Genomic DNA, 17623 nt, shown 5'->3' on the forward strand with positions numbered 1-17623 from the left:
GGCCGCGGCCGTCACCCCTCCGACCTCAGGAGGCCGGTCGGGGAATCCCCGCGGCATCGAGCAGCCGGTGCATGAGGGACGGCGGCAGCGCCGGATTGGCCGCTGCCCTGATCGACGTCTGCGGATCCCCGTCCCCGAGCAGTTCCTCCACCCGCCCGTGGGGCAGGTTCGGGTGCGAGGCGATGGTGCGCCGGAAGCGGACGTCGGGATCGCGGCTGAGGCGCAGCAGCAGTTCGGCCGGCGCCCCGGGGTCGTGGGTGGCGAGAATCCGCTGTGCCGGGTCGGAGGAGTCGGCGAATCGCCGTGCGAGCCCGACGCGCGGGAAGTTCGGGTGTTCCAGGAGCATTCCTTTCAGTGGACTGGTCCAACGGCGGAAGGCGTCGAGGACGACCTCGCCGTCGGCGGTGGGCTGGTTCTCGCAGAGCAGGATGCGCACCGGAAGGTCGCCGTCACGGCCGAGGAGGTCGATGACCTCCTGGGGCAGACGCCTGTTGCAGGCGGCACTGCGCCGGAGCAGCGTGTTCGCGGACGCCGCGCACCGCCGCAGCACCTCGACATCGGTCGCGTCGAGGACCCAGGGCACCGCCCCGAGCCGATCGGACTCCGACACGTGGTAGTCGATCTCCGCCCGCTGCGCCTCCGTCAGATCCGGGCGGGCGGCGAACTGCAGGCGGACCGCGTGCTCCGGATCGTCGGCGAGGAGCCGCGCCGTGTCCAGCGCGACCGCGGGATTGCCCGCGACGGCGGCGCGCTCGTGCGCGTCACCGGTCTCGGCCAGCCGCCGCGCCGTCGCCGGGTGCAGTGCGGCCCTCGCCAGCACCTGGGCCCTCCGAACCGGAACGTCGTCCGTGAGCAGCAGGTACCGGTCGGTGGCGTCGGCGTCGTGGCCGCTCGCCCGTTTCGCGGCCTCGCACCGCACGGAGGGTTCGGCGTCCGCCAGCAGCAGCCCGCGCTGCCCGGGATCCAGGTGCTCCCAGGCCCGGCACGCGGCACGCCGCCGCCGCGGGTCGGCGTCCGACGCCAGCTCGGCCAGGGCCGGGGAGGACGGCAGACTCTCCTCCGCGCGCGAGCGCACCTCGGCGTCCCCGTCCCGGAGCAGGGCCCGCTGGGCCCACTCCGGCAGGGGGTCCACCGGGCTCCTGAACCACTGCGGCCCGACCGCCACCGCAGCTCTCACCTTCGGATCGGGATCGCCCGCCAGCCGCGCCCGGCAATCACCGGAAGCGCCCTTGTTCTCCGCGAACGCCGCACGCAGCACCACGTGCGGAGAGGCCACGATCGCGTCGACGACCCGATCGGGCAGCGAACGCCAGGCCAGGGTCTGCCAGACGTCCGACGCCTCCTCGGAGAGCAGCCGCAGCAGCACGTCCGCCGGGGCTGCGGGATTCTTGACGATCCCGCGGATCATTCCATGGTTGTTCATCAGCGCTCCGCGGGACTAGGCAGGCCGGCGAACGGGTCGGATCCGCCGCGCCACTCGACGCGGTCCCGGACCGACTTCGGCGATTTCATGATCTGCGCCAACTCCCACGCCGTGAAGTCGTGCGACGGGTTGCTCGCGAGGTCGCTCTCGCTCACGGTCTCGGCCCACGCTTTCGCGTCTGAGCTTCCGCCCCGGACCTCGGTGAGGTCGAACATCAGCTTCGTGGTGCTGCTCGGTTCCAGGGCCGGCCTGAAATGGTTGAAGAAGTCAGTGTAGTCACCGAGTTCTCCGGGCCGTCGACTCCGAGCACGATCTTCGTGGGAGGACAGATGTTGTGGACGAGGACGGGCGTGCCGCCCGCGACCACGTAATACGTGTGCAGGTCCGCGACGGTGAGGTCGTGCATGTCCGCTTCGCCCTGCAGCGGGGTCACGGCGGTCATCCGGATCCGTTCTCCGGAGGGGGTGAGGCCACGCGTCGGGTCGAGCGTGGTGACCTGGTTCTGGCCGAGCGTGTTGGTGACGGTCAGCCCGGTGGCGGTCAGGTAGGAGGTGCGGGTGTAGCTGGTGGCGGTCGCGTGTCCGGCGCCGTCGTAGATCCTGCTCGGCTTGCCGAAGCCGTCGGTGAGCGTACTGGCCTCGGTCCGGTGGGTGAACGCGCCGCCGCTGTAGCCATCGGCGACCTGGAGCACGGACTGGTCGCCCTTGGTGGGGGCGGCCTGCGGCCAGGTGGGGGCGGCGGGCTGCGGCCAGGTCGCCACCATCGTCGGGTTGTCGTAGAAGGTGCGGGTCGCCATGGCGACGTCGGCGGCCCGGTTGAGGCCGGTCGGCGCGGTCAGCTTGTTGAGCTGGGAGTCGGTGTCGTAGCTGGTGTCGCTCTCGTTAGTGCACCAACCGCCGCTGACGGCCTGGCGGGCCCAGGTCTCGGCCTTGCCGGTGGCGTTGGCGGTCAGCGGGGGCAGCCCGGTGCGGGCGCGGCTCGCGACGGGCGCGGAGACCCAGTAGGAGTTGATGCTGGAGTGGTCGACCGGTCCGCCGTCGTAGGTGTAGGCGGTGGACTCCAGTGCGTTGCCGGAGAGTTGGTCGGCGTCGCGGTGGCCGCCGCCGGCCGGGGTGACCTTGGCGAGCAGGCCGCTGACGCCCACGGCGAGGGCCGCCTTGTGGTCGAGGACTCGGCCGACGCGCCGGCGGGACTGCTCGGCGCCGCCGTGTCCCGACCGGCCCGGTCAGGGCGCGGCGGGTCCGGTGCTGCCGCGCGGCACCAGGACGGGGGTGCCGGCCGGGCGGGAGGGGGCGCGGCCCTCGTCGATGAGCTCCAGCAGGCAGCGGGCGACCCCCTCGCCGACCGCGAACGGGTCGTGGCTGAGCGCGGAGAGCTGCGGGCGGGTGATCCGGCACAGGTCGGAGTCGTCCCAGGCGACCAGCGAGACGTCCTGCGGGACGCGCAGGCCGAGTTCCTCGGCGACGGCGATCGCGGCGACGGCCATGAGGTCGTTGTCGTAGACGATCGCGGTGGGGCGCTCGGCGGCCGTCAGCAGGGTGCGGGTGGCCCGGGCGCCGGCGTGCGCGGACAGGTCGGTGGGCAGGCTGCGGGCGCTGACGCCGGGCAGTTCGGCGGCCGTCTCGGCGAACGCGCCGCCGCGCAGCAGGGTGCGGCCGAGCGCCTCGGGGCCGGTGACGTGCGCGATCCGGCGGTGGCCGAGCAGCGCCAGGTAGCGGACGGCCTCGGAGATCGCCGCCGCGTCGTCGGTCCACACCGCCGGGAACGGGCCGGACAGCGCGGGCTGGCTGACCGCGACGGCCGGCATCCCGAGCCTGTGCACGGGCTCCAGCCGGGGGTCGTCGGCGACCACCCCGACCAGCACCGAGCCGTTCACCCGCCCGGACTGCCACCACTGCCGGTACAGCGCGATCTCCGCCTCCCGGTCGGGGACGGTGTGCAGCAGCAGCGCGCACGGCCGCTCCGCGAGGACCTGCTCGATGCCGCCGATCAGCGCCATCTGCACCTGGTCCAGCCCGGCCCCGCCGCGGGTCAGCGCCATGCCGACGGTGTGCACCCGGTCGCCCTGGGCCAGCGAGCGGGCCGCCAGGTTCGGCGACCAGCCGAGTTCGCGGGCCGCCTCGACGATCCGCCGCCGGGTCGCGTCGGAGACGCCCGGCCGGTCGTTGAGGGCGAGCGAGACCGCACCCGCGGACACCCCGGCCCGCGCCGCCACGTCCCGGATCGTCACCCGGCGCTGCATCCCGCTGCTCACCCCGTCCCTCGCGTACCCGCCACCTGCGGGTCCCATCCTGTCAGGTCCCCGGCGCCGGACGGCACCTCGGCTCCTGGTAGCGTCGCAATCTTCGCCGGGTGGGCCCGGCGGAGTACCCCGACAGGGACCCGGCATGACGACCGCGCAACAGCGCCTGCACCACGCCCTGGACGCCCTCGGCCGCACCGCCCGCCCCGGACCGGCGGTGGACGGCTGCGGACACTGCTACACCCCGCGGGAGTTGGCGGCCCTCTCCGGCCCGCCCGACCTGGTCCCGGACCGGCTGCTGCACTCGGTCGCGATGAAGTCCCCCGGCCACTGGGTCGACTTCCCCGCCCTCTACCGCCGCCTCGCCCCGCGCCTGCTGCGGCAGTTGACCACCGGCACGCTGGCGGTGGACGGCCCGCTGGTCGCCGCCCGGCTGGTCGCCGCCGACTGGACCTCCTGGCACCGCGCCGAACTCGTCCGGGACGTCCTGGACGCCTGGTGGTGCGCCACCCTGGCCGACCCCGCCGCGAACGCCGCCGACGTCCTGGAGACCGTGTCGGTCGCCACCGGCACCGCCACCCCCTGGCTGCGGGCCTGGAGCGAGACCCGCACCCCGACCGCCGAACGGCACCTCACCCGCGCCGTCGGCGACTGGCTGTACTACGACCGCCTCCCCGACCTCCGCCTCGGCTTCCACCGCGAACTCCCGGTCGGCCCCGAGATCGCCGCCTGGATCGCCGCCCTGCCGCCGCACCTCCTCGACGAGGAGCAGCGCTCCTGGCTGGACCTGGTCTACGACCGGACTTGAAGAACCTGTCCAACCAGGGGCCCGGGGAACGGCGGGTCGATGCTGCGCAGCGGCCCCGCCAGGGGCCCGGGGAACGGCGGGGCCGTGCTGCTGACGGCCGGAGCCCATCGAAAGTCCGTGCTGCTGCGTGCCGTAACAGGAACCGGAAGCAGACGCGCGCAACGGCAGTGCACCCCCAGCAGCCACGACCTCGCCGTTCCTCGAGCCCCTGAATGCGCGCCGCCCGCCGAGGGTTCTCAGCGCCCGCCGGGGGCCGTCTCGCCCGAGCCGCGCGGGATGAGCAGCGTCGGGATCTCCAGCCGGGCCGGGGGCGAGGCCTCCCCTCCGAGGCGGTCGAAGAGGCGGCGGGCGGCGAGGGCGCCGAGGGCGACCGGGTCCTGGGCGACGACGGTGAGGGCGGGGGTGAGGAGGTCGGCGAGTTCGAGGTCGTCGAAGCCGACCAGGGCGGGGCGGGCCTCGGCGGGGAGGTGGTGCAGGGCGGCGAGGGTGACCCGGTTGTTGGCGGTGAACAGCGCGGTGACGGCGTCGGGTCCGGTGGTGAGGCGGTGGACGGCGGCGGCGACCCGGGCCCGGTCGGTGGGGCCGCAGTCGATCCAGCGCTCGTCGACGGGCAGCCCGGCCTCGGCCATCGCCTCGCGGTAGCCGCGGACGCGCTCGGCGGCGGTGTGGATGACGGGCTGGTCGCCGATGAAGCCGATCCGGCGGTGGCCGTGCGCGATCAGGTGGGCGGTGCCGGCCTTCGCGCCGCCGGCGTTGTCGCTGAGGACGGCGTCGGCGGCGATGCTGCCGGGGCGGTCCAGGAAGACCACGGGGGTGCCGGACTCGACCTCGGGCAGCAGGTAGTGGTGGTCGTCCCCGGCGGGGACGACGATCAGGCCGTCGACCCGGCGGGCGCAGAACGCGAGGGCCAACTCCTTCTCGCGGTGCGGCTGTTCGCCGCTGGAGCCGGTGAACAGCAGGCAGCCCTCGGTGGCGGCGACCTGTTCGACGGCGCGGGAGAGCGCGGAGGAGAACGGGTCGCTGATGTCCTCCAGCAGCAGCGCGACGCTGGCGGTGCGGCCGGTGCGCAGCAGCCGGGCGCTGTCGTTGCGCCGGAAGCCGAGCGCCTCGATCGCGGTCTGCACCCGGGCGGCCATCTCGGCCGTCACGCCGCTCTCGCCGTTCACCACCCGGGAGACCGTCTTCAGCCCGACCCCGGCCGCCGCCGCGACGTCCTTCATCGTCGGGCGGGCACCGCGCGGGCTGCTGGCAGGGCTGCTGGTCATGTCAGGGAGGATAGTGCGCGTACCGCCCCGCCCGGCAGGCCCGCCCCCTCCCCGGCCGGGGTCATGCCGCGCCGGTGACGAGGCTGAGCCAGGCGTCGGCGAGCAGGCGGTGGCCGAGGTCGGTGGGGTGGACGCCGTCGAGGGTGATCAGGGCGGGGTCGCCGGTGGTGCGGGCGGCCTGGTTGAGGAGGCCGTCGGCGGCGAGCAGCAGGGCGTCGTGGTCGGCGGCGAGGCGGCGGACGGCCTGGATGCGCGGGTCGAGGTCCTCGCGCCAGGTCCACTGTTCGGGGGTGACGGGGACGAGGAAGGGCTCGATCAGGACCAGGCGGGGCGCGCAGTGGGCGTGCAGGCGTTCCAGCAGGGTGCGGTACTCGGCCTCCCAGGCGTCGGCGGGGCTGGGCCGGCCGCTGTCGTAGCGGCGCCAGGTGTCGTTGACGCCGATCAGCAGGGAGAGCAGCTGGGGGCGGTGGGCGAGGGTGTCCTCGTCCCAGCGGGCGCGCAGGTCGGTGATCCGGTCTCCGGCGATGCCGCGGTTGAGGACGGTGGGGGTGCCGGGGAGGGCGGGGGCGATCAGGGCGGCGTAGCCGTGTCCGAGGTGGTCGGGGCGGGTGCGGTCGCGTCCGGCGTCGGTGATGCTGTCGCCCTGGAACAGGACGGTGGCGGCGGTGGCGGCGGGCTGCATGCGGGCTCCTCGGGCGTGGCGGGACGTACGGTGCCCGCCGCCCGGGATGACGGTCACCGGGCGGCGGGCGGCAGGCGGTGGTCAGCGGACGGCGGACGGCGGGCGGCGGATCGGGGGAGAAAGGACGGAACGGACAGTACTGCTTCTGCCCGCCCGCGCCGGGTTCACCGCCCCCGCGGCGCTCTCGCCCGGAAGACCGTCGCGTCCCCGTCGTCGGGCACGACGGGGGCGCCGAGTTCGACCCGGGAGGGGGCGCCGGGGTGGGCGCCCGTCCGGAGTTCGGCCTCGGGTGCGCTCCGGACGGGGGGTGCCCCGGCCCGTCCCCGGACTTCCTTACCCTCGGAAGGAGTCGGGGACGGGCCGGGAGTCTGCGGACGAGGGCGGGGGCGGTCGGTGGGCGGCGCCGGGCGGGGCGCTGCTGCCGCGCGGGACCAGGACGGGGGTGGGGGCCGGTCCGGCGGGCGTGCCGCGGTGCTCGATGACGTCGAACAGGGTGCGGGCGACCAGCGCGCCGTACCCGTGCACGTCGTGGCTCATCGCGGACAGCGCGGGGTGGGTGAGCCGGCACAGCTGCGAGTCGTCCCAGGCGATCAGGGACAGGTCGGCGGGGACGTGCAGGCCGAACTCGGCGGCGACCGAGATGCCCGCGACGGCCATGATGTCGTTGTCGTAGATGATCGCGGTGGGGCGGTGGGCGGAGGCCAGCAGCATCCGGGTGGCCCGGGCGCCGGCCCGGCCGGAGAAGTCGGTGGGGACGCTGCGGGGCGGCTCCAGTCCGAGCTGTTCGGCGACGGCGGCCAGCGCCCTGGTGCGGATCGCGGTGTGGCCGAGGTCGGGGGCGCCGCCGACCCGGGCGATCCGGCGGTGGCCGAGCATCGCGAGGTAGCGCACGGCGTCCTGGACGGCGGCCGAGTCGTCGGTCCAGACGGCGGCCAGTTCGCCGCCGGTCAGGCCGGGGTGGCCGGCGGCGACGGCGGGCATGCCGAGGGCGGCGAGCGCGGGGATGCGCGGGTCGGCCTCGGTGAGGTCGACCAGGACGGAGCCGCTGACCCGCCGGGTGCGCCACCAGGTGCGGTGCACGGCGGTCTCCTGTTCCCGGTCGCGGACCAGGCGCAGCAGCAGCGTCGCCGAGCGTTCCTCCAGCACGCTCTGGATGCCGGAGATGAACTCCATGTAGAAGGGTTCCAGGCCGAGTTGGCGGGCCGGGCGGGTGATGACCAGCCCGACGGTGTCGCTGCCGGGGGCGAGCCGGGCCAGGCTGCGGGCGGCCTGGCTGGGCACCCAGCCGAGCTGCTGGGCGGCGGCCCGGATGCGTTCCCGGGTGGCGCCGGAGACTCCGGGCCGGTCGTTCAGCGCCAGCGAGACGGCTCCGGCGGAGACCCCGGCGAGGGCGGCGACCTCCCGGATGGTGACGCGTCCGCTCACCGTGCCCCCTCCCGTGCGCGCCCTGCGCGTTCCCCGTGCGGCGGTACCGCGGCGCAGGTGCGGTACCGCCGTCCGTTCCCCCCGGTACGGCGGCTCACTTGGTGGAGCCGGCCGCGAAACCGGCGTAGATGAGGCGTTGCAGGGCGAGGAAGACGATCAGGGTGGGGAGGATGACCAGGATCGCGCCGGCCGAGATGATCTCCCAGTTGACGCCGAACGGGCCCTGGAAGCGGAACAGCGAGGTGGAGATGGTGCCCAGGTCGGTGGAGGGCATGTAGAGGAACGGGATGAAGAAGTCGTTGTAGACCGTGACGCCCTTGACGATCACCACGGTGGCGATGGCCGGCTTGAGCATCGGCAGGATGATCCGCCAGTAGATGGTGAACGAGTTCGCCCCGTCGAGGCGGGCGGCCTCGTCGAGGGAGACCGGGATGGAGCGGATGAACTGCAGGAAGATGTAGATCGAGATGATGTCGGTGCCCAGGTACAGCAGGATCGGCGCCCAGCGGGTGTTGAACGCGCCGAGGTTGTTGACGATCTGGAAGGTGGCGACCTGGGTGGTGACCGAGGGCACCAGGCTGGCGAGCAGGAAGGCGCCCATCACGACGGCCTTGAGGCGGAACTCGAAGCGGTCGATGGCGTAGGCGGTCATCGAGCCGATCACCACGGTGCCGGTGACGGACACCAGCAGGATGACGCCGGTGTTCAGGAACGCCGGCATCATGTGGCCCTGGGTGAAGGCGATCCGGAAGTTCTCGAAGTTGAACCAGTTCGAGGGCAGGTCCAGCGGCCCGGTGCCGAGCGCTTCCTTGCGGGTCTTGAGCGAGGTGAACAGGATCACCAGCAGCGGGACGAGCACCACGGCGCTGGCCAGCACCAGCGAGAGGTACTTGGCGCCGGACGCGGCGGCGGAACGGGCGTGGAAGCGGCGACGGTTGTTCGTAACGGCGTTGGTGGTCACGACAGTTCCACCCTCTCCTCCGGCACCAGGCGGCGCTGGATCCAGGTGACGATCAGGATCAGGACGATCAGCACGACGGCGCTGGCCGAGGCGAGCCCGAACTTGTCGAACTTGAACGCCATGTTGATGCTCTGGATGACGAAGGTCTGCGAGCCGTTGGAGCCGCCGGTCATGATGTACGGGATCTCGAAGACGGCGAGCGAGCCGGAGACCGCGAGGATCGCGCTGAGGCTGATCACCGGTTTGATGCCGGGCGCGATGATGTGCCGGAACTGCTGCCAGCGGTTGGCGCCGTCCAGCGCGGCGGCCTCGTACAGGTGCGGCGGGATGGACTGGATGGCGCCGAGGAACAGCACCAGGTTCAGGCCGGTGTAGCGCCAGACCGACACGCCCGCCAGCGACTTGTTGACCAGGTCCGGGTCGCCGAGCCACTGGTGCTTGCCGTGCACGCCGATCATCGACAGCAGCGAGTCCAGGGTGCCGTGCGGCTGGAAGAAGAACAGGAAGACGAAGCCGATGGCGACGCCGTTGATCAGGTACGGGAAGAACAGGATGCCCTTGAACAGGTTCCGGAAGCGGGTGTTGAAGCTCAGCACGGTGGCGAAGTACAGGGCCAGCGCGATCTGGAACACCGCGGCGATCAGGTAGACGCCGGAGACCAGGAACACCTTGAACAGCTCGGGCCGGGTGAACAGGTCCGTGTAGTTCTTCAGGCCGACGTTGGTGCGCTCCGGGCTGATCCCGTCCCAGTCGGTGAAGCTGTAGCCGATCATGTCCCCGATCGGCAGGTACGTGAACGTCACCAGGAACGCCAGCGGTACCAGCAGGTACAGCCACGGCGTGAACCACCAGTGGCGGCGCAGGGCCTTGCGCCGGGGAACCCGGTCCTTCTGCAGTGCGGTCATCTTCCGTTCCTCGTGAGGGTCCTGGTGTGCCTGGGCGCGGCCGGGAGAGGTCGGGGTGGTCCTCCCGGCCGTGCCGCTCGGTCAACTGGGCCGATCGGGTCAGCCGTTGACGGTCTTCTGGGCCTGGGACCACTTCTTGTTGAGCTCGGCGAAGTAGCTGTTCCGGTCGCCGGAGGCGGCGCCGCGGGCGATGTCGACCAGCTTCTGCCGGTAGTCCGGGGCGTCGAGGTTGATCTCCGCGCCCTTGTCGATCTTCTTGACCGTGGCCGACTTCTCCTGGTTCTGGCCGATCATCTGCACGCCCTGGTCCGCGAACGGCTTCAGCGCGCCTGGCAGTTCGGTGCCCTTGACCGAGGAGATGCCCTGCTCGGCCTGCGCCGCACCGGACTTGGTGACGAACCAGTCGATCCAGGCGCGGGCCGCCTCCTGGTTCTTGGAGTGCTTGTTGATCGCGTACTTGTAGTCCGGCTGCAGGACGGTGCACGCCTTGCCCGAGGTGGACGGGAACGGCATGTAGCCGATGTCGTCCGGGTTCGCGCCGGCCTTGGCCGCCGCGTCGCGCATCTGCGAGATCGACCAGGAGCCCAGGTACATCGCCCCGACCTTCCCGGTGCCCAGCATCACCTTCGACTGGTCCCAGTTGGTGGTGGTCGGGTCGTCCTCGGAGAGCTTCTGGTCGACGATCGAGTACACCAGGCTGTCGATGGTGTACAGGTCGCCGCCCGCGGTCCACGGCTGCGCGGTGTCGGCCAGCTTGTCCTTGGCGCCGGAGTCGCAGGACGGCGAGCCGATCGCGTCGGTCCACTGCCGCAGCGGCCAGCCGTCGTGGTAGTTCGTGTAGTACGGGACGGCCGCGCCCTTGGCCTTGATCGCCTTCAGGTCCGCGAGGAACTCCTCCGGGGTCCCCGGCCACTCGGTGACGCCCGCGTCCGCCCAGACCTTCTTGTTGTAGACGAAGCCGGTCACCGTGCCGTAGTTGGCGATGCCGTAGACCTTGCCGCTCACGGTGGAGTAGTCGGTCCACTGGTAGGTCTTCGACAGCTCGGAGGCGTCGCCCAGGGAGGAGAAGAAGTCGGGGAACCGGGCGATCGAGAGGTCCGAGGGGATCGGCAGCACGTCACCGTAGTTCTCGGTGTTCATGCGGATCTTGACTTCGCCCTCGTAGTCCTTCATCCCCTCGAACTTCACCTTGACGTTCGGGTAGACCTTGGTGAACTCGGCGGCGTACTTGTCCAGCGTCCCGTCACCGAGCTGGTCGGTGCGGTTGGTCAGCACGGTGATCGAGCCCGAGACCTTCGTCGGGTCCGCGTTCACCGACGGCGCAGCGGACGTCCCGCCGCCACCACTGCTGCTACAGGCAGTGAGCACCACCATGGAAGCGGCCCCGACGGCCAGCCATCCTCTGCGCATCTCGCTCATCCTTCACGCTGATCGTTCGTGTGACCCGGGGGAAGCGACGGTCGACCGGGCGTGACCGACCTCCCGGGCCGCTTGGCTGCTTAACGTAGACGTCACATCCCAGCCATGTCCATAGAGCGGTCAACATTGATATCCATGAGTTTTGTTGCTGAACAAGGCTGAATTTACTAAAACTTTGCTTAACGAGATGGTCGATCAGGTTCGTTATCGGACCGCGACCGGGAATCGCTGGACAACGTTGTCAGAGCGAGTCAGAATCACCGGGTACGATCCGGCAGCGCCCTGCCCAGCACCGTGGCGCTCCCCTGCCACACCTGCGGAGACGTCACAATGAGTTACGACATGGCCGGTACCGCCGTCGCCTCCGGGCCCCACGGGTCCGTCCCGGACGGCACCGCCGCCCCCGGGCCGCTGATCGCGGCCCTGGACATCGGCGGCACCAAGATCGCCGGTGGACTGGTCGGCACCGACGGCACGCTGCACCACCGGCTCCAGGTGCCCACCCCCGCCGACGGCGACCGGCACGAGCTGATGACCGCCGTCGACCACGTCCTGGACGACCTCGCCCGCCACCCCCACTGGCCGCACGTCCGGGCCCTGGGCATCGGCAGCGCCGGGCCCGTCGACACCGCGCGCGGCACCGTCAGCCCGGTCAACATCCCCGGCTGGCGCGAGTTCCCGCTCCGCGACGAGACCGCCCGGCACCCCGCCGCCGCCCACCTGCCGATCACCCTGGGCGGCGACGCCGTCGCGATGACCGCCGCCGAGCACTGGCAGGGCGCCGCCCGCCCCTACCGCAACGCCCTGTGCCTGGTCGTCTCCACCGGCGTCGGCGCCGGACTCGTCCTCGACGGCGCCCTGCACCCCGGCACCACCGGCAACGCCGGGCACCTCGGCCACATCACCGTCGACTACAACGGCCGCCCCTGCCCCTGCGGCTCACGCGGCTGCCTCGAAGGCCTCGCCTCCGGCACCGCCATCGCCCGCACCGCCGCCGAACTCGGCTGGCGCCCCGGCCCCGACGGCGACCCCACCGCCACCGCCGTCGCCCGCGCCGCCCACGTCGGCGACCCGCTCGCCCTGGCCGCCTTCGACCACGCCGCCCGCGCCCTCGCCGCCGGCATCGCCGCCACCGCCACCCTGGTCGAACTCGACGCGGCCGTCATCGGCGGCGGCGTCGCCAAGGCGGGCCGCGTCCTGTTCGAACCCCTGGCCCGGCACCTCGCCGACTACGCCACCCTCTCCTTCACCCGCCACCTCACCCTGCACCCCGCCCACCTCGGCACCGACGCCGGCCTGATCGGCGCCGCCGCCCTCGCCCGCCACCGCCTCCCCGCCCCTCGCTGAACCACGCCGTCCGGCGCCCGCTGTTCCGGCGCCCCGCGCGGGCCGCCCGCGCGCACGAGGTCACTCCGACGCGTGGGCGGCCCGACAGCGTTCCACCTGGTCGGCGACCAGCTCCATGAACCAGCGCACGACCTCGTAGGGCACCACGTGCTCGTCGTGGCCGTGCACGTGGACGGTCGGCTCCAGCCCCGGGTCCTCGTCCGGGACGTACGCCACCAGGAAGGCCGGCCCCGCCCGGTGACCCGCCCCGCCGGGGTTCCCGTCCGGCCAGGGCACCGCCTCGCTCAGCTCCACCGCCCACGAGTCGTCGGGCAGGGCGTAGTGGAACAGCACCGCGTAGTGGCGGCCCGCGTGCTCCTTGAACTCCGTCGGCATCCCCGCAGCCTGCCACGGGCCCGGCCCCCGGAACGCCCCGGCCCCGGCCGGACCCGCTCCCCTGCGACGACGACGGGTCCGGTGACGACGGGGCCGGTGAGGGCGGCCCCGGCGACCGCTACGCCCGGGGGCACCCCGGCGGGCCCGCCGCCTTTCCCAACCCCGCTGCGACCCCCGCGACCGCCACCGGGTGGCGGACCTCCTGGTAGCCGACCGTGCCCGGCCACTGCAACCGGGAGCGGGCCCGGTCCCCGGCCCCGACGGGCAGCAGCCGCCGGGCCTCCTCGGGAGCCGCCCAGCGCCAGGCGGCCCGCGCCCCCTCCGCCAGGACGATCCGGTCGGTCTCGGCGCTGCTCAGCACCGGCCCGCGCCACAGGAAGACCAGCCCGGCCCGCTCCCCCGGGCCACCGGCACCAGCCCGGGTCCATTCCACCCCGAGCAGGTCGTCCGGCAGCAGGTCGAGCACCAGGCCCAGCCCCTCCCGCACCTCGCGGCGGACCGCGTCGAGCGGGGACTCGTCCTCCGCCACCGCGCCCCCGGGCAGCTGCCAGCCGCCGAATCCGGCCCCGGTCCCGGCCCCGGTCACCGCTGCTGCCACTGCCGCCCGGACGATCAGCAGCCGGGAGCCGGGGTCGGTGCACAGGACGCGCGAGGTGACGAGGTGCCCGGCCGGGCTAGCCATCGAGCGCCTCGTACCCCGTGCCGTCCGACAGGTCCCGCGGCGGGCGGACCAGCGGCGGGTGCAGGCGCCGTCGACCGCCGGACAGCAGGTGGTCGAGTTCGCCGCTCGCCAACGCGTCGCGCAGCGAGGCGAGTTCGTCCCGGGTGAGGAACAGGACCTGGCTCGGGTCGTCGATGTGCGCGAGCGCGACCCGGCCGTCCTCCGCCTCCGCCAGCACGATCCCCCGGATCTCCTCGCGCTCGTCCTCCGCGGTCGCCTCCCAGTGCAGGCCGAACACGCCGTGGGGGTAGAACTCGACCACCTCGCTCACTTCAGCCTCCTGTTCGAGCCCGCCACGCGCTTCCCGCCGATCTCCGCCCACACGTACTCCCCCTGCGACGTCCGCCGGTGCCCGTACCGGTCCCCCTGCCCCAGCACCTCCAGCACCGCCGTCGCCAACTCGGCGTCGTGCAGCCCGAGCACCCGCACGGACACCCGCAGCACCCCGCCGTCCCCCCACGTCACCGAGGGCCGGTCCCCCGTCAGTCGGCCCAGCTCGGCGGCGATGTGGCTCACCCGCTCCTGCACCGTCCGCAACGGTGTGATCCCGAGCCGCCGCCCCAGTGGCTCCCGCTCGCGGCCGGCGGGCGGCGCGGCGCCCGACTGGCCGGAACCCTCCGATTGACCGATCGTCATGTTTGTTTCTCCGCACTGAAGTTCGCTCTTCACGGATGTCACGTTCCGTGCCCTCATCCTCACGGTTCGAGGCTACGCTTGAGAAGCGAAAAGCCCATGATCGCCGGAAGTCGCAAGGATGGCGCGGGTCGCGGGCGAATGCGCGGGCGGCGGGAAACACGGGGAAGGGAGCGGCAAGTGGCCGGGAAGTCACGCAAGGTCAATCCGATGCAAAGCATGCGGCACTACTACGGGTCCGAGATGCGGCTGAGCCGGGAGAGGCGGAGGCTGAGCCTGGACCGGCTCGCGTCCCTGGTGCACTTCTCCTCCAGTACGCTCTCTCGGGTCGAGAACGGCGACATCAAGGTGCCGAACGGCCTCTCCGAGAAGCTGGACGAGATCTTCGAGTCGAACGGCTTCTTCGTCCGCCTCCTCCCGCTGGCCCGGCAGGAAGCCCATCCCGCGAAGTACCAAGAAATCCTGACGATGGTCGACCAGGCCGTGGTGTACGAGTGCTACAGCCCGATCGTGCACGGCCTGCTCCAAACCGCCCCGCACGCATGGCACGTGCTCCGCGCGGGCCACCCCTACCTCCCGGAGGAGGAGATCGAGGAGCGGGTGAAGGACCGTCTGGGGCGGCAGTTGCGGCTGCGCAGCCAGGAGTGCCTGTACTCGTTCATCCTGGACGAGTCGGCCCTCCACCGCCAGATCGGCACTCGGGAGGAGATGGCGGAGCAGTTGCAGGTGCTCCTGGAGGTCACACGGCAACCCAACGTGGAACTCCAGGTGCTGCCCTTCTCGGCCGGCGCCCACTCCGAGTACGCCTCGCTGTCGCTGCTGACGATGAAGGACGGCGAACAACTCGCCTATGAGGAAAGCAGCCGCGCCGGAATCATCTTCGAGAAAACGCAGGAGGTTGCGGAACGACAGAGGCTCTACAATCGGCTCCGGGCTCAGGCGCTGTCGTTCGAGCGGACCGAGCTCCAGATCAGATCCGCGCTGGAAGGACTAACCCCGATGCAGCCCAAGGTTTTCCTCGCCTCCACCGAACCGCGCTCCTGGCGGAAGAGCTCCTACAGCAACGGCGACGGCGGTGACTGCATCGAGGTGGACGACAGCAACCCCGGCCACGTCCGCGACTCCAAGGACCCGAGCGGCCCCGTCCTGGAGTTCAGCCCCACTGCCTGGTCCTCCTTCGTCACCGCCACCGTCAACGGCGAGTTCCGCACCGCCTGACCAATCGTCAGCAGCCTCGGCCCCGCTCCGCCCCCACCGGCGGGCCGGGGCCGAAGCCGTTCCCGCACACCCCCCAACCGGGTGACGCTTCGCCGGAACCATCTTCGAGAGAACGCGGGAGGTCGCGAACGGCAGAGCCCCTACAATCGGCTCCAGGCTCAGGCGCCGTCGCTCGAACAGACCGAGCTCCAGATCAGATCCGCGCTGGAAGGACCAACTCCTATGCAGCCCAAGGTTTTCCCCGCCTCCACCGAACCGCGCTCCTGGCGGAAGAGCTCCTACAGCAACGGCGACGGTGGCCAGTGCATCGAGGTGGACGACGCCCACCCCGGCCACGTCCGCGACTCCAAGGACCCGAGCGGCCCCGTCCTGGAGTTCAGCCCCACCGCCTGGTCCTCCTTCGTCACCGCCACCGCCACCGGCCGCTTCCCCACCGCCTGACCGACCGTCAGCAGCCCCGGCCCCGCTCCGCCCCCACCGGCGGGCCGGGGCCGAAGCCGTTCCCGCGCACCCGAGCAGCCCCTCCCCGCAGGTCGTCCGGGGCAAGATCAACACGCATGCCGGATGCCCTGCCGACCAAGACCGCCGTGCGCAAGGGTGCGGCTCGACTCGTTCTGAAGCGATCGGCAAGGGCAGATCACTCCTCGTACCACTGCTCCGCCCCGAGCCGTGCCTCGCTGATGACGCCGTCACCGACACGGGCGGTGCGCACCGTCACGCCGAGGCCGTGGATCTCCTGGTCCCCGCTGACGAGAAACCGCAGGCCGAGGTCGTTGTCCGTGAGGTACCTGACGATGTCGGCCTCGACGGCGGTGACCGGTCGGCCGACGAGCGGGATGCCGTCGAGGAGGGCCTGGGGGCCGGAACGCCCGAGGGCGGTGACCGCGCCGAGGAACGGCCCGCGGCCCTGCTCCCACCACGGGTAGTGCGCGCGGACTCCGGCGGCCTCGAACCGCTCCTCGACCAACCGCTCCTCCGCGGGGTCGCCCTGGTCCTCCCGGCGGGACCCCGCCGGGTAGGGGTGGTAGGTGCGGCGCGAAGACGCCGCCTCCCCGCCCAGAGCAGCCGACACCTGCTCCGGCGTCATCCCGAACCGCAGCGGCCCCACCCGCTCCAGCGGCACGCACTCCCACCGCGGCCGCTCCCGCTCGGGCCGCACCGTCCACGGCCCCGGTTCCGGGGCGCGGCGCCGGGAGTTGCGGCGCCAACTGGCCACATTCCGCTCGCCCTGCCGGTCCTCGGCCAGGTCGGGCCCGGCCACCAGTACGTCGGTGACCATGGCGTCCCCCCGCTGGAGGAAGCCCCCGGCATCCGGCAGCCACTGCTGCACCGCACCCGTCGAGACACCCCACGCCGGCACGTCCTGCTCCCCTTCGGCGTTCGGCACCTCCTTCACCCCGCACCGCAGCGCCAGGCCGCTGATGTCCGCACGCACCTCGGAAGGCGCCCGGCCGACCAGCACCACGCCCTCCAGCAGCACCACCGGCCCGCGATTCGCATGGACCCCCACCGCCACCAGCTGCTCCCGCGATCCGAAGATCGCACTCACTCCATCCTGGTGGTACCGGCTCCACGACCGCAGACCACCGCTGAAGACGCCGTGCGGAGCATCCTCGCCCAGCGCCGCGTTCACCTGCTCCGGCGTCATCCCGAACCGCAGCGGCCCCACCCCCACCAGCGGCTCCAGCACCCAGCCCGGACGGCCTCCGGCTCCCCCACCCGTCCCGACCCCCAAGCTGCGCCCGGCCACCGGCCCAATGGGCCCGCAAAGGAACACCACCCTAGCGATGACCTGCGACATCAGGCGCAGCAGCCGGCCCCCGTCCCCACGGCCAGCACCTCCTCCCCCGGTTCGCAGCCGTACACCAACTCCGCCCCGCCGCCGTTCAGTTGAACAGCCACCACGCACCGTCCGAGGTCCCCCGGCTCCCCCGCGTACGCCGTCTCCGCCCACAGCTCGTCCCCGCACACCGCACCACCGGCTACGCGCACCGGCCCCCCACGCGTCCGGGCCCGGACACCGGCACCGCACCACGGGTTCGCCCGCAGCCGGGCGGTGCCGTCAAAGTGATCTTGGATAGTGGATCACGGTGCAGTGGCGGATACCGTCTTCAACGCGATCTGCGCGTAGGCGAACACGTCCGCCGGAGTCCGCTCCCGGTCCCGCCGGCGCATCCCCGTCCCGATCACGCACCAGCT

The 17623-nt window shown here is 72.5% G+C and carries 19 protein-coding genes; 4 read left to right on the forward strand and 15 right to left on the reverse strand.

Features of this window, described 5'->3' with window-relative positions:
• Window positions 1-25 precede the first annotated feature (25 nt).
• The 4 genes from HUT16_RS04560 to HUT16_RS04575 form a co-directional block, all read right to left on the reverse strand.
• Window positions 26-1366, reverse strand: coding sequence for a hypothetical protein (locus HUT16_RS04560; RefSeq protein WP_176185685.1), 1341 nt, complete (start codon window positions 1364-1366; stop codon window positions 26-28).
• A 56-nt stretch (window positions 1367-1422) separates the two neighbouring features.
• Window positions 1423-1638 carry a hypothetical protein gene (locus HUT16_RS04565; RefSeq protein WP_176185687.1) on the reverse strand — a complete coding sequence of 72 codons (216 nt, stop codon included), beginning with the start codon at window positions 1636-1638 and terminating at the stop codon, window positions 1423-1425.
• Window positions 1638-2567, reverse strand: a complete 930-nt coding sequence (locus HUT16_RS04570) for a hypothetical protein (RefSeq protein WP_176185689.1) — start codon at window positions 2565-2567, stop codon at window positions 1638-1640. Before HUT16_RS04570 ends, HUT16_RS04565 begins: the two co-directional genes overlap by 1 nt.
• A gap of 81 nt (window positions 2568-2648) precedes the next feature.
• The gene (locus HUT16_RS04575) at window positions 2649-3665 is read right to left on the reverse strand and encodes a LacI family DNA-binding transcriptional regulator (protein WP_176192484.1); all 1017 of its coding nucleotides are present in this window, start codon (window positions 3663-3665) and stop codon (window positions 2649-2651) included.
• A gap of 145 nt (window positions 3666-3810) precedes the next feature.
• Between HUT16_RS04575 and HUT16_RS04580 the strand changes: the two genes are divergently transcribed.
• Window positions 3811-4473, forward strand: coding sequence for a hypothetical protein (locus HUT16_RS04580; RefSeq protein ID WP_176185691.1), 663 nt, complete (start codon window positions 3811-3813; stop codon window positions 4471-4473).
• Between the two features lie 236 nt (window positions 4474-4709).
• On the opposite strand, the gene HUT16_RS04585 is transcribed toward HUT16_RS04580, so the two are convergent.
• From HUT16_RS04585 to HUT16_RS04610, 6 genes are all read right to left on the reverse strand, one after another.
• Window positions 4710-5738: a LacI family DNA-binding transcriptional regulator gene (locus tag HUT16_RS04585; protein ID WP_176185693.1), complete on the reverse strand. Its 1029-nt coding sequence runs from the start codon at window positions 5736-5738 to the stop codon at window positions 4710-4712.
• Between the two features lie 61 nt (window positions 5739-5799).
• Window positions 5800-6420, reverse strand: a complete 621-nt coding sequence (locus tag HUT16_RS04590; protein ID WP_176185695.1) for an SGNH/GDSL hydrolase family protein — start codon at window positions 6418-6420, stop codon at window positions 5800-5802.
• A 333-nt stretch (window positions 6421-6753) separates the two neighbouring features.
• Window positions 6754-7845, reverse strand: coding sequence for a LacI family DNA-binding transcriptional regulator (locus HUT16_RS04595; protein ID WP_176185697.1), 1092 nt, complete (start codon window positions 7843-7845; stop codon window positions 6754-6756).
• 94 nt (window positions 7846-7939) lie between these two features.
• The gene (locus HUT16_RS04600) at window positions 7940-8725 is read right to left on the reverse strand and encodes a carbohydrate ABC transporter permease (protein ID WP_254898242.1); all 786 of its coding nucleotides are present in this window, start codon (window positions 8723-8725) and stop codon (window positions 7940-7942) included.
• 77 nt (window positions 8726-8802) lie between these two features.
• Window positions 8803-9711, reverse strand: a complete 909-nt coding sequence (locus HUT16_RS04605; protein ID WP_176185701.1) for a carbohydrate ABC transporter permease — start codon at window positions 9709-9711, stop codon at window positions 8803-8805.
• 99 nt (window positions 9712-9810) lie between these two features.
• On the reverse strand, window positions 9811-11121 hold the full coding sequence (locus HUT16_RS04610) for an ABC transporter substrate-binding protein (RefSeq protein WP_176185703.1): 1311 nt from the start codon (window positions 11119-11121) through the stop codon (window positions 9811-9813).
• Between the two features lie 339 nt (window positions 11122-11460).
• Between HUT16_RS04610 and HUT16_RS04615 the strand changes: the two genes are divergently transcribed.
• On the forward strand, window positions 11461-12477 hold the full coding sequence (locus HUT16_RS04615) for an ROK family protein (RefSeq protein WP_254897635.1): 1017 nt from the start codon (window positions 11461-11463) through the stop codon (window positions 12475-12477).
• A gap of 60 nt (window positions 12478-12537) precedes the next feature.
• Here HUT16_RS04615 and HUT16_RS04620 read toward each other — a convergent pair whose 3' ends face one another.
• From HUT16_RS04620 to HUT16_RS04635, 4 genes are all read right to left on the reverse strand, one after another.
• Complete coding sequence (locus HUT16_RS04620) at window positions 12538-12852, reverse strand: hypothetical protein (RefSeq protein WP_176185705.1); 315 nt, start codon at window positions 12850-12852, stop codon at window positions 12538-12540.
• Between the two features lie 118 nt (window positions 12853-12970).
• Window positions 12971-13534 carry an NUDIX domain-containing protein gene (locus HUT16_RS04625; RefSeq protein ID WP_176185707.1) on the reverse strand — a complete coding sequence of 188 codons (564 nt, stop codon included), beginning with the start codon at window positions 13532-13534 and terminating at the stop codon, window positions 12971-12973.
• Window positions 13527-13844, reverse strand: coding sequence for a hypothetical protein (locus HUT16_RS04630; protein ID WP_176185709.1), 318 nt, complete (start codon window positions 13842-13844; stop codon window positions 13527-13529). Before HUT16_RS04630 ends, HUT16_RS04625 begins: the two co-directional genes overlap by 8 nt.
• On the reverse strand, window positions 13841-14209 hold the full coding sequence (locus HUT16_RS04635) for a hypothetical protein (protein ID WP_254897636.1): 369 nt from the start codon (window positions 14207-14209) through the stop codon (window positions 13841-13843). Before HUT16_RS04635 ends, HUT16_RS04630 begins: the two co-directional genes overlap by 4 nt.
• Before the next feature lie 207 nt (window positions 14210-14416).
• On the opposite strand from HUT16_RS04635, the gene HUT16_RS04640 reads away from it, so the two are divergent.
• Together HUT16_RS04640 and HUT16_RS04645 are read left to right on the forward strand one after the other, a co-directional pair.
• Window positions 14417-15424, forward strand: a complete 1008-nt coding sequence (locus HUT16_RS04640) for a DUF397 domain-containing protein (protein WP_217712023.1) — start codon at window positions 14417-14419, stop codon at window positions 15422-15424.
• A 222-nt stretch (window positions 15425-15646) separates the two neighbouring features.
• Window positions 15647-15865: a DUF397 domain-containing protein gene (locus HUT16_RS04645; protein WP_176185713.1), complete on the forward strand. Its 219-nt coding sequence runs from the start codon at window positions 15647-15649 to the stop codon at window positions 15863-15865.
• A 196-nt stretch (window positions 15866-16061) separates the two neighbouring features.
• On the opposite strand, the gene HUT16_RS04650 is transcribed toward HUT16_RS04645, so the two are convergent.
• The gene (locus HUT16_RS04650; protein ID WP_176185715.1) at window positions 16062-16973 is read right to left on the reverse strand and encodes a hypothetical protein; all 912 of its coding nucleotides are present in this window, start codon (window positions 16971-16973) and stop codon (window positions 16062-16064) included.
• Window positions 16974-17623: the final 650 nt, after the last annotated feature.

Source organism: Kitasatospora sp. NA04385 (assembly GCF_013364235.1).
In the GTDB taxonomy this organism is placed as follows: Bacteria; Actinomycetota; Actinomycetes; order Streptomycetales; family Streptomycetaceae; genus Kitasatospora.